This is a genomic window from Chryseobacterium sp. OSA05B, from assembly GCF_019970065.1.
In the GTDB taxonomy this organism is placed as follows: domain Bacteria; phylum Bacteroidota; class Bacteroidia; order Flavobacteriales; family Weeksellaceae; genus Chryseobacterium.
This window is the reverse complement of sequence record NZ_JAHXYH010000006.1, coordinates 173,229-185,827: the sequence shown is the minus strand read 5'-3', so window position 1 is coordinate 185,827 and position 12,599 is coordinate 173,229. Positions and strand designations below refer to the sequence as shown.

Here is a 12,599-nt window from a genome sequence, read left to right as displayed (position 1 = left end):
TATGCTGAATAAACAATCCGATTAGACACAAACCTCTGTGTGCATCTGAGAAATCGGCGGTTAATTTAAATTATTTTTCGGATCATTATTTCAGCGATTCCTCTTTTGGTCAATTAAAAATATTAGTCTACTTTTGCAGTAGATTTATCAAGAAAGGTGGAGGGATTTGGCCCTATGAAACCTTAGCAACCTGCACGTCTCTAAAAAGTGTAAAGGTGCTAATTCCAGCCCGTTGCGGGGAAGATGAGCAAAAGTCACTATTCTGACAGCAATTCCATTTCTTGAAGTCTTTTTTATTAACTGCAGATCAAATCTGCGGAAGCATTTTATTATTAATTTACAAGAACGAAAGATGAAAAAATTAAGTCTGTCTGTGATACTCCTGGGAGCTGTTTTAGTGAATGCACAGGAGCAGGAAAAAGGAACTCAGATCGAAGATGTGGTGATCGTAGGAAACCGGAATACCAAAAGAACAAAACTGGAAACCCCGGTTCCTGTAGACATTATCAATATAGAAAAGCTGCAGAGATCCGCTCCGCAAACTACGGTTCAGGATCTTCTGAACTATGTGATCCCATCATTTAATTCCGTGAGACAGTCCGCTTCAGACGGGACAGAACATATCGATCCGGTAACTTTAAGAGGAATGGGACCTGATCAGGTTTTAGTCCTGATCAACGGCAAAAGAAGACACAGTACTTCATTGGTCAATTATCAGAATACCGTAGGAAACGGATCTGTAGGAACGGATTTAAGCACGATTCCCGTGATTGCTATCGACAGGATTGAAGTTTTAAGAGATGGAGCATCCGCTCAGTACGGTTCTGATGCTATCGCAGGAGTAGTGAATATTATTCTTAAAAAAGACATCGGGGCATCAGCTTCCGCATCCTACGGAATCAGTGGGAGAAATGATGGGGAGACCTATCAGGCAGGAATCAATTACGGGTCTTCTCTGGGTAAAAAAGACAGCTATGTCAATCTTTCATTGCAGTTAAGCCACAGAGGTAAAACGACCAGGACCCAAAATCATGATCTTGACATCTTTGGGGAAAATTTTGCCTATGAATTCGCAGATGATCCGGAAGGAGCAAGGGCACTTGATGATCAGAAATTAAGGGAAAGAGGACTAACCCGTGATGATTTTAATTTCCAGATCGGAGATGCACAGATCCGGCAGGCACAATTGTTTTTTAACTCCGAATATCCGTTAAGTGAAAGTCTGAAACTCTATTCTTTTGGAGGTTTCAGTTTAAAAGAAGGGAAAGGTTTTGGCTTCAGAAGACTTCCAGGTGAAACATCCAATGTGGTGCCTTCTATTTACCCAAACGGATTCCAGGCTTCTCTGGGCTCGCAGGTTTATGATTTTTCATATGCTGTTGGGGCGAAATACAATGTGAATAGCTGGTTTATCGATTTAAGCAACACATTCGGAAGCAATACATTCAATTACAACGTTAATAATACGAACAACGCTTCATTAGGTGCAAAATCTCCCACCAGATTTTATGCCGGAGCGCACAGCTTCCTTCAGAATACCGTTAATCTTGATGTGTCAAAAAAACTGAATCAGTTTAATGTCGCATTTGGTGGAGAATTCCGTTTTGAACAGTACGAGATAAAGCCGGGAGATGAGGCCTCTTACACCCGTTATGACATCAATGGAAACCCAGCAGTTCCGGGCTCCACAGTGGAAGGAAATGGAGGATCACAGTCGTTTATCGGTTTTTCACCAGATAATGCTTTGAAAAAATCCAGACATTCGGCGGCGGTTTATGCCGATATTTCTTATGATATCGCTAAAAAATTGAATATAGATCTGGCGGGAAGATTTGAAAATTACTCAGATTTTGGAAATACGTTGAATGGAAAACTAGCTGTCAGGTATGAGTTTGTAAAAAATTATGCAGTACGGGCAGCTGTGGGAACAGGTTTCAGGGCTCCGTCACTTCAGCAGCAGTATTTTAATAATTCCTATGCAGATATTTCTACCTCAGGATTGGGAATTGTGACCAAAGGAATTTTCAGGAATGACAGTGATGCGGCAAAAGCACTCGGATTTGATCAATTAAAACAGGAAACTTCTGTAAATGCCAGTGCAGGATTTACGTTGAAACCTGCCAACAGATTGTTTATAACCGTTGACGGATATTGGATCAAAGTAAAAGACAGAATTGTCATCACGAGCAATATCGAAGATCCGAGAATGGCTCAGTATAACGTAGAAAGCGGGAGGTTTTTCGCCAATGCCATTGATACCGAGACAAAAGGAGTTGATGTCGTAATTACCTACGACTGGAAACTCGGTGGCGGAAATCTGAATATCAACCTGGCGGGAAATTATACGGAGACGAAGATTAAAGATTTCCATTTTCCTGAAAAGCTTGTACCTACACAGGATCAGTTTTTCGGACCGGATCAGATCAACATCATAGAAACCCTTTCTCCCAAAACAAAAGCTTCGCTGGGATTGAATTATGCTATAGGAAAATTCAATTTCATGGTAAGAAATACGTATTTTGGCCAGGTCATAAGAGACGGTTATCCGTTCGGAAAAGTACAAAGCTTCTCTCCAAAGGTGGTTACGGATGTGAGTGTAGGATATGATATAACGAAAACCATCAACCTGACCGTGGGTGCCAATAACGTATTTGATGTTTTCCCGGATCTTCAGATCTATGCGAATTCTTATTATGGCGTGTTTAAATATGCACCGGTTCAAATGGGAACGCTGGGGAATTATTTCTTCGGAAGACTTAATTTTAATTTTTAACAGATCAATGAGTACTGCTACACACCAGATCGGCTGGAAAACCGCTGCTGCTATCGTTGTGTCCAATATGATTGGGACCGGGATATTTACGACTTTAGGTTTTCAGCTGTCTGATATTACCAATACCTACAGCATTTTCCTGTTGTGGATCATTGGCGGGATTCTCGCTTTGTTCGGGGCATTTTGCTACGCGGAGCTTGGATCCTATTTCAAAGGAAACGGAGGAGATTATATCTATCTCAAAGAAACATACCATCCGGTTTTCGGGTATCTCGTAAGCTGGATCTCTCTGATTATAGGATTTTCTGCACCGGTAGCGCTGGCTGCCCTTGCGATGTCAAAATACCTCTCAGCGTTTAACTATTCCTTTGGAAACGGTTTTGCGATAGTGTTTATATTTCTGGTGGCTGCGACGTTATCATTCAGCCTGAAGACTTCCAGCAGGTTTCATAATTTTTTCACCTTTATCAAAATTGCTTTTATCATTGTTCTGGTTATCCTGGGCGTTGTACTTCCGGGATCTTCGGCAGGGAACAGTCTGGAATTTGGAAACAGCTGGCAGGATGAAATAATGCTTCCCGCTTTTGCAACGTCGCTGGTTTTTGTCACTTATTCTTATACCGGTTGGAATTCCGCATCATACATCGCGGGAGAAATAAAAGAAGTGCAGAAGAACCTTCCCAGAGCTTTGATTGTGGGTACAGTTTTCGTAACGGTGAGTTATCTGCTGGTCAATTTTATCATGCTGAAACACGCCCCCGTAAGTCAGATGGCCGGAAAAGAAGATGTGATGGGTGAAGCAGCGGGGAATATGCTGGGAACAAGTTTCGGAAAAATCGTCAACATTTTTATTGCACTGCAGCTGATTGCGACGATCAGTGGTTATTTATGGGTGGGATCAAGGTTGACGCAGGCTTTTGCAAAGGAAAATCATTTGTGGAGATCTTTGGCCGTCAATAATAAAAAAGGAATTCCGGTAAGAGCCATTTTTGCCCATGCATTGATAGCTTCAGTGATTATCCTGACGGGAAGCTTTAAAGAGATCTTTGTTTATACCGCATTCATTCTGCAGCTATTTGCCAGTCTCTCTATTTCCACGGTTTTCTTTCTTAAAAAAGACCAGCGGAAAATATTTAAATCCAATGTGTTCTATATATTTCCTGCCGTTTTTCTGCTTTTCAGCATCTATATTCTCTACTTTACCCTCATCCATAATCCTAAAGAGAGTATCATAGGACTGGGAATTGTAGCATTCGGACTGATCTTATATGTTGTGGATAAAAAGTTTTTTAAAAAGCCATCTGAATAAATAGGAGTTGGCATTTTTATTAAAATATCTTTTTCCATTTAGATAAATCTGAGTTCAGAATGGCATGGTGGGTAAATAGCCTGTTCATATATTTAACGCAAGATCCGCAAGCTCTATTGATAATGTTATTTTTCGTTCGCAAGGGCACTTTGTTAAGCAAAGGCTGCTTGCTGTTTTTGCTGAGTGGTATGCCTTTGCGAACAATTTTTTTCAGATTGAATTAAAAATTTTTTGCGACCACAGCGTTTAAAGTTATTTGAAATCAAATTTTATGACAACCTTTTATGATTAATGTCTAATAACAATTTCCAGCCTCCTTTTTCCGACTTCAGTCTTTATCATCTTAATTTTGTTAACCCGAACTCAGGTTAGATTATAGGAAAGTATGGAATTTTCGCTGTTTTTGTTTCAGGACAAAAGAATATATACCAAATACTTATGCTTTATAAAAATGGCATTGAGATTTGAATTAATAATTCTTATCTTTGCACTCTCAAAAATTGCAGAATGTCTAAATCATTAATTCCAAAATTAGAAGCTATTAAACAAAGATATAATGAGGTTGCAGACCTTATTATACAGCCTGATATCATTTCAGATCAAAAAAAATATTCTTCTCTGAACAAAGAGTACAGTGATTTGGGAAAGATTGTAAGAGTGTACGATCAGTATAAAAGTGCTTTAGATAATATTGCAGAATCTGAAGAAATCATTGCTGACGGCTCAGACAGAGATTTAGTAGATATGGCAAAGGAGGAAAAAGTAGAAGCTCAGGCTAAACTTCCGGGATTGGAAGAAGAGCTTAAGGTTTTATTGATTCCTAAAGATCCTGCCGACGACAAAAACATTATTGTAGAACTTCGTGCCGGAACAGGAGGTGATGAAGCGGCTATTTTTGTGGAAGATGTTTACAGAATGTACAGCATGTATTTCAAAACAAAAGGCTGGAGACATGAAGTGACTGATTCTAATGAAGCAGCAAAAGGTTATAAAGAACTGATCATGAAGGTGGAAGGAGAAGGCGTTTACGGAATTATGAAATTCGAGTCCGGAGTTCACCGTGTACAGCGTGTTCCTGAAACAGAATCTCAGGGTAGAGTTCATACGTCCGCTATCACCATTGCCGTATTACCGGAAGCTGAAGAGGTGGATTTTGAACTGAATCCTGCCGATATTGAAATGCAGACATCCCGTTCAGGTGGAGCCGGAGGTCAGAACGTAAACAAGGTTGAAACGAAAGTTCAGCTGACGCACAAACCTTCAGGGATGGTGGTTGTTTGTCAGCAGGCACGTTCCCAGCTGGCTAACCGTGAATTGGCAATGGAAATGTTGAGAACCAAACTATATGACATCGAATTGCAGAAAGTTCAGGGTGATATTGCAGCCCAACGTAAATCTATGGTTTCTACCGGTGACCGTTCTGCAAAGATCAAAACCTATAACTATCCTCAGGGAAGGGTGACGGATCACAGAATCAACAAATCCATGTATAATCTGGATGCCTATATGAACGGAGATATCTCTGAAATGATAGATGCCGTAATCATGGCGGAAAATGCAGAGAAGATGAAAGGAGAAGAAGAGAATTATTAAAAACAGATATATCAATCAGCTCTTGAATTTCAAGGGCTTTTTTTTGCTTTAAATTCAGATATTTTAAAAACTACACTATGAAAGGAACGATGAGAATTGTATTGGTGATGCTGCTGTTCTGTATTCAGAATCTTTCTGCACAGACTGACGCTCTGAAACCGGAGCAGGTATTCGGGATCTATTTTAATACTTTTGTAAAACAGGACGAACGTGCCCTGCAACAGCTTAATGACTATCTTGCCCCATTCCTTGGGACGGAAAATACGTATACAATAGACCTGAACAAATCTTTTAATGATGAGATTCAGGTTCTTACTGGGAACTTCCTTGCCAACCTTCCAAAGGAAACGGCGGCTGCATGCCAGGCCGAGGCGGGGGAATATTTCAGTGCCCTTTTAAACAATGTAAAGAACACCGGATACGTTGTAAAAAGTACAAAAGAAGTCAAAAATGAATATGCAGCTAACAGTTGGGTGACAGAACTTAGCGTGGATCTAAGTTTTCCTGTTCCCGCAAACGTTTCTACACTCAAGCTTGAGGAAGCGAGGAAAATGAATGCAGAAGATTTGAAGAGCTATTTGAAAAACAAAACAAAAGCTTTTGCAAAATCAGAAAAGAAATCGACGGTACATCAGATTTTTAAACTTTATCAGGTTAAAAAAGAAGGAAATACTTACTACTGGAACGGCGGCCCGCAGGAATTAGTCTGGAAGCTGAATAATTCCTACTTTAAAAGCTTAAATCATTAGAAAAAATATCAATATGAAAAATTTTAAGATCATCATAGTGCTGATGCTGGCTGTTTTAAGTCAGAATCTGATGGCTCAAACCGAGGTGAAAAAACCTTCGGAAGTCTTTGAAATGTACTTCGGTACTTTCGTTAATAATGATACGGCTGTTCTGAACAAGCTGAATGATTACTTAAGACCGACCGTAGAAGGTGAAACGGCTTATCAGGTTGACTTTAATACAGTATCCCTGGAAATGATGAAAGAAAGCACAGATCATTTTTTATCTGTTTTTTCCAAAGAAACTGCTGATGCATGCAGAAAAGAAGCAGAAGGATACTTTAGTGCAATGATGGAGAATTTCAAAAGAGGAAAACTTACCGTTAAAGACGTAAAAATAGTCCAGAATGAACATGTAGAAGATCAAAAAATTGCTGAGGTCAGTTATTCCGTAAGTTTCAGGGTTCCTGCAAAATTTTCTGATATTCCGTCTGGTGATATTAAAAATGTAAAGCCGGAAGAGCTTAAAAAATACCTGCTTCAGAGCGTGCAGGATTTTAAAAATGCAGATAAAACAGTCGTTACCGAACAAAAGTTTAGTCTGTATCAGTTAAATGAAGGTGGAAAAACTTACTATTGGAATGGCAGTCCTGATGAAATAGTTTCAGGATTGACGGATTTTTACTTTGAAAGTTTCGGGTCCAAATAAGGATCTGTAGAAAATATTTTTTGTGATTAAAAGCTCTGGTATCAGGGCTTTTTTTATTTCACATACTTTACGTATTTTTGAGAAAACCCTTGATTATGAATTTTAAACCTCTTTTATTAACTGCTGGAGTCCTGTTTTCAGCAACTTTTTATGCTCAAAAAATGAATTATCCTAATGCCATAAAAGGAAGTCAGACAGATACCTATTTCGGTACAGCTGTTGCTGACCCTTTCAGAGATCTTGAAAACGATTCTGAAGCTACAAAGAAATGGGTAGACGATGAAGTAGCCTACAGCCAGAATTATCTTGCTAAGATTCCTTTCAGAAATAAGATCAAGGATCAGCTGAAAGATATCTGGAATTACGAAAAAATTTCAGCACCTTTCAAAGAGGGAGATTACACCTATTATTATAAAAATGACGGCCTTCAGGCACAGTCTGTCCTATACAGAACAAACAATAAGACCAAAGCAACGGAAATCTTTTTAGATCCGAATAAATTTTCAGAAAAAGGAACCACTTCACTTTCCAATCTGTCATTCAACAAAAAAGGAAACCTGGCTGCCTATTCCATTTCTGAAGGCGGAAGTGACTGGAATAAGATCATCATCATTGATGCAATCACTAAAAAGCAAATCGACGAAACGCTGGTAGACGTAAAATTCAGTGGAATTTCATGGCAGGGTGATGAAGGGTTTTACTATTCAAGCTATGATAAGCCAAAAGAAGGAACCGTACTTTCAGGAATGACCGATAAGCATAAAGTGTATTTCCATAAATTAGGAACCAAGCAGTCTGCTGATCAACTGATTTTTGGAGGTGATAAAACACCCAGAAGATATCTTGGGGCTGATGTTTCTGAAGATCAGAGATACCTTATCATTTCTGCTGCCAATGCAACGAATGGAAATGAACTGTACATCAAAGACCTGAAGAAAGGTGGTGATTTTGTACAAATCAACAAAGGGTTTGATATTAATGTAAATATTGTGGACACACAAGGAGATGACCTGTTTATATTTACGGATAAAGATGCTCCGAATATGCGTCTGGTAAAAACAAGTATTGCCAATCCTTCCCCGGAAACCTGGAAAGATGTTATTCCGCAGACAGAGAATGTTTTGGGAATCTCTTCAGGAGGTGGATACTTTTTTGCAACGTATATGGTGGACGCGATCGATCAGGTGAAGCAGTTTGATAAAACAGGAAAGCTGGTAAGAGAAATTACACTTCCCGGAAAAGGAAATGTAAGTGGTTTTGGGGGTAAAAAGGAGGAAAAAGAGCTTTATTTCTCTTTCAGCAACTATATCACACCGGGGACTACCTATAAATTTAATGCAGATTCTGGAAAATGGGAAGTTTATCAGAAGCCGAAAGTGAAATTCAATCCTGATGATTACGTTTCTGAGCAGGTATTCTATACTTCAAAAGACGGTACGAAAGTTCCGATGATGATCAATTATAAAAAAGGCACCAAGCTTAACGGTAAAAATCCAACGATTCTGTATTCTTACGGCGGTTTCAATATCAGTCTTCAGCCTTCATTCTCTGTAGTAAACGCCATCTGGATGGAAAACGGAGGAATCTATGCTGTACCGAACATCAGAGGTGGTGGTGAATATGGTAAAAAATGGCATGATGCAGGAACAAAGACCCAGAAGAAAAATGTTTTCGAAGATTTCATTGCTGCAGGAGAATATTTACAGAAGAAAGGCTATACTTCAAAAGAATACATGGCGCTGTCCGGAAGATCAAACGGAGGACTTCTGGTAGGAGCTACCATGACGATGCGTCCTGATCTGGCTAAAGTCGCTTTCCCGGGTGTTGGCGTGCTGGATATGCTGAGATACAACAAATTCACAGCCGGAGCTGGATGGTCATATGACTATGGAACGCCAGAAGACAGCAAAGAAATGTTTGAATATCTTAAATCCTATTCTCCGGTTCATAATGTGAAAAAAGGAACATGTTATCCTTCTACAATGATCATTACAAGTGACCATGATGACAGGGTAGTTCCGGCGCATTCATTCAAATTCGGAGCTGAACTTCAGGAAAAGCAGGGATGTAAAAATCCAATATTATTAAGAATTGAGAAAAACGCAGGTCATGGTGCGGGAAGAGCAACAGAACAGGTCATTAGTGAAAATGCGGACCTTATTTCTTTTGCTTTATATGAAATGGGAATTAATAAATAGTTATAAATAACAAAAAAAGAACCAAAATGGCTAATTTTATTAAAATTAGCCATTTTTTTTAATTGTACTATGTTATAAATTGTTATTTTTGTTCTGGATATTTAAAATTTATTAATTCTATTCATGTAGTTCAGTTATGAAAAAAAGAATTTTACTAGTTTGTGCATTGGCAGGCAGTTTGGCCAGTCTTAATGCACAGAGGTGGGTACCTGCCTCGCAAAAAACTTCTGAAATCAGAAAAGAAGTTGAAGTTAAGTACTCTTACAAAGTGGATGTTTCATCCCTAAGAGAGCTTTTGAAAGATGCAGTAGAAACAGGAAAAGGAGCACAGGCTGTTATTGTTTCTCTTCCTACAGCAGAAGGGAAAATTGAAAAGTTTGCGGTATACAGCGATCCTGTTATGGAGAAATCTATGGCAGACCGATATCAGCTGGGATCTTATGTAGGAGTTGGTGTAGATGATCCTTCCAAATATTTGAGGTTCAGTACTTCTCCAAGAGAGATCCAATCGATGATTATTAAGGATGGGATATTTCAGTTTATTGAACCCATAACTAATGATAGAGGGACTTACGGTGTTTTTTATAAAACTAAACGAACTGAAAGCGAGCATGGCTTTGAGTGTACATCAGAAGAAAAGAATTTAAAAGATATTAAAGCGTTAGAAGCTAACGGGAAAAAGAATCTTTCTAATGTAGGAATTACCAACAGACCTGCAAGTACAAAATATAGAACTTATAGATTGGCTTTAGCGGTTACTGGTGAGTATACCAAAAAATTTGATCCAGCTGGAGGAACGGCAAATACAGTAGCACAAATGAACGCTACCATGAACCGTGTTAATGGAATTTTTGAAAAGGATTTCGGAATTAAACTGATCATTCAGGATCTTCCAAATATTATTTACACAGACCCGGCAACAGATTTTTACACGCCTCCTGTAGTAAATACTGATCCATCATTAAACTTACAGCTACAACAAACATTGACCAGTATCGTTGGTAACGCCAATTATGATATGGGACATGTCTTTAACGCTGCAGGTGGAAATGGTAATGCGGGTTCTATAGGTTCTACCTGTGTAAACCCGGCGACGGCTACCACTCTGGCAAAAGGATCTGCATTCACTCAAAGCGCAAATCCTATGGGAGATGCATTTGATATCGATTACGCAGCGCACGAAATGGGACACCAGTTGGGTGGTAATCATACATTTTCTCATGTTTCAGAAGGATCTGGCGTAAATGTAGAACCAGGAGGTGGTACAACCATAATGGGATATGCAGGAATCACAGGAGATAATGTGCAGGATGTTACGGATGCCTATTTCCATTATTCGTCTGTTAATCAGATATTAAACAGCTTGGATAGTAAGCCAGCATGTGGAACATCAATGGAAATTACAACAAATACGGCTCCTGTTATTTCACCTCTTACAGCTTACAGTATTCCTAAAGGGACTGCATATTACCTTGATGCGACTGCTACAGATGCTGATCCTATTAAGTATACTTGGGAGCAGTATGACAGTGTTGACTCTTACAATTCCATTTCTGGAGATAGTGGATGGGGATATAGCGCGCAGGGTGCTTTAACAAGATCTTATTTCGGAACAGCAAGCGGAAGAAGATATTTCCCAAGTTTACCTTTGGTAATGAGCGGAGTTTTAACGAATAAAACAGTCTTTGGAAGCGCTACAAACCCAAGTTGGGAAACTGTTTCTTATGTTCCTAGAACTTTACATTACGCAGTAACTGTAAGGGATGAGAACGCAACAAGACCTATGCTTGCCTCTGCTGAAACAACGGTAACTGTTGGAAATGACGGACCGTTTAAGTTTTCAGGTGTTACAGCTTCTACAACTTTGTATAACAATGCTTCTAATACAATTACATGGGATGTTGCCAATACCAATACAGCACCATATAATGCAGCCAATGTAAAAATTGAGTATACTACAGATCTTGTCAACGGAGCTACGTGGACAGAATTGGTAGCTTCTACTCCAAATACAGGAAGCTATACTGCACAAATGCCAGCTAGCTTATCCGGAGCTGTTAAACTTAAGATTTCTGCAATTGGAAACATATTCTATGCAGTATCTCCACAAGTGACTGTAGGCGCAGCCCCTACTTCTACTACAGCAGCCCCAACAGGTGTTTTTGCATTAGGAACTGAAATTTTAAAAACTACGGCTAGACTGTCTTGGAACAGTGTACCAGGTGCTACATACTCTATTAACTACAGAAAAGTAGGACAGACGAACTGGTTGAATGCTACAAGCCCTACAAGCTCTGTTTTATTAAGCGGTCTTGAAGATGAGTCTAATTATGAAGCTCAGGTAGCAGCTGTTGTAAACAGCGTACCGGGAGCATTCTCTACAAACTATACTTTCAAAACAAAAGGTCTTAGAACAGGTACAGATTATTGTTTAATGACTACTGGTGGAAATAGCTTTGCCAGCTTTGGCTTTAATAGTGGTTTGGCTCAATTAAACCTATCTAATTTAGCCTATTCACAATTAACATATAAGACTATTTTCAGCACTTATCAGGATTTTAGTGAAGATGCGACCAAGGTGATTAATTTAACTAAAGGAACACAGTACACTATGTCTTATTTCAATGTAGGTAACCAGGCTGGTTATAATGATAAGATGGAAGTATGGATAGATTATAACAGAAATGGAGTTTTTGAAGCTTCCGAGAAAATAGGTTCTAAAAGTACAGTTCCACCTGCTAATGGACAATATCAAGGAACAATCGTGTTTACTGTTCCAGCTGCTGCCTATTCAGGAGATAAACTTTTAAGAATGAGAGTGGCAAACACTTTCTTTAATACGGCTACAGGGCCATGTGGAAGCCCATCTGTTGGTGTAACAGGAGGAGGAGTTATTTCTCAGGGTTCATTTAAAGATTTCTCTGTAAAAATCACTGGCGGATTGGCAGTAGATGATGTAAACGGACCAAAAACATCTGAAATTTCTATCTATCCAAACCCTGCAGATACTTTCGTGGAAGTGAAGAACCTGAAAGGGAAAGCTGACTACAGCATCTTCAGTGCAGACGGAAGATTAGTTCAGCAAGGTCAGACAGATGGTAACAACAGAATTAATGTTGCATCACTGATCAAAGGAATGTATGTGATCACTCTTAAAGATGACAAAAACACATACAATACTAAACTTATCAAAAAATAATAAGTAAGTATATCTATAAAGGAGACCGGGCATTTTGTCCGGTCTTTTTTTATGCTTAAAATTCAGGAAAACTGAATGTTAACATAAGTT

At 39.1% G+C, this 12,599-nt stretch carries 7 protein-coding genes and 1 riboswitch; all 7 genes read left to right on the top strand.

The features are described 5' to 3' along the window. Positions 1-141 precede the first annotated feature (141 nt). Positions 142-250: riboswitch (SAM riboswitch) on the top strand. 102 nt (positions 251-352) lie between these two features. Further along, entirely contained in the window at positions 353-2,773 is a 2,421-nt protein-coding gene (locus tag LC419_RS20635; protein ID WP_223609115.1) for a TonB-dependent siderophore receptor, read from the top strand. Beyond that, the gene (locus tag LC419_RS20630) at positions 2,709-4,082 is read left to right on the top strand and encodes an APC family permease (protein ID WP_223609114.1); all 1,374 of its coding nucleotides are present in this window, start codon (positions 2,709-2,711) and stop codon (positions 4,080-4,082) included. Before LC419_RS20635 ends, LC419_RS20630 begins: the two co-directional genes overlap by 65 nt. A gap of 507 nt (positions 4,083-4,589) precedes the next feature. Further along, the gene (gene prfA, locus LC419_RS20625; RefSeq protein WP_223609113.1) at positions 4,590-5,675 is read left to right on the top strand and encodes a peptide chain release factor 1; all 1,086 of its coding nucleotides are present in this window, start codon (positions 4,590-4,592) and stop codon (positions 5,673-5,675) included. 77 nt (positions 5,676-5,752) lie between these two features. Further along, positions 5,753-6,424 carry a hypothetical protein gene (locus tag LC419_RS20620; RefSeq protein ID WP_223609112.1) on the top strand — a complete coding sequence of 224 codons (672 nt, stop codon included), beginning with the start codon at positions 5,753-5,755 and terminating at the stop codon, positions 6,422-6,424. Positions 6,425-6,437: 13 nt separating this feature from the next. Continuing rightward, positions 6,438-7,112, top strand: coding sequence for a hypothetical protein (locus LC419_RS20615; protein ID WP_223609111.1), 675 nt, complete (start codon positions 6,438-6,440; stop codon positions 7,110-7,112). Between the two features lie 161 nt (positions 7,113-7,273). Continuing rightward, positions 7,274-9,310: a prolyl oligopeptidase family protein gene (locus LC419_RS20610; RefSeq protein WP_223609180.1), complete on the top strand. Its 2,037-nt coding sequence runs from the start codon at positions 7,274-7,276 to the stop codon at positions 9,308-9,310. 136 nt (positions 9,311-9,446) lie between these two features. Then, on the top strand, positions 9,447-12,509 hold the full coding sequence (locus LC419_RS20605) for a reprolysin-like metallopeptidase (RefSeq protein WP_223609110.1): 3,063 nt from the start codon (positions 9,447-9,449) through the stop codon (positions 12,507-12,509). The last annotated feature ends 90 nt before the right edge of the window (positions 12,510-12,599 follow it).

Bases quoted from the DNA above. Each gene is read 5' to 3' on its own strand.
- LC419_RS20620 (WP_223609112.1), top strand. From the start codon at position 5,753: ATGAAAGGAACGATGAGAATTGTATTGGTGATGCTGCTGTTCTGTATT.
- LC419_RS20635 (WP_223609115.1), top strand. From the start codon at position 353: ATGAAAAAATTAAGTCTGTCTGTGATACTCCTGGGAGCTGTTTTAGTG.
- LC419_RS20605 (WP_223609110.1), top strand. From the start codon at position 9,447: ATGAAAAAAAGAATTTTACTAGTTTGTGCATTGGCAGGCAGTTTGGCC.
- LC419_RS20610 (WP_223609180.1), top strand. From the start codon at position 7,274: ATGAATTATCCTAATGCCATAAAAGGAAGTCAGACAGATACCTATTTC.
- LC419_RS20630 (WP_223609114.1), top strand. From the start codon at position 2,709: ATGCACCGGTTCAAATGGGAACGCTGGGGAATTATTTCTTCGGAAGAC.
- prfA (WP_223609113.1), top strand. From the start codon at position 4,590: ATGTCTAAATCATTAATTCCAAAATTAGAAGCTATTAAACAAAGATAT.
- LC419_RS20615 (WP_223609111.1), top strand. From the start codon at position 6,438: ATGAAAAATTTTAAGATCATCATAGTGCTGATGCTGGCTGTTTTAAGT.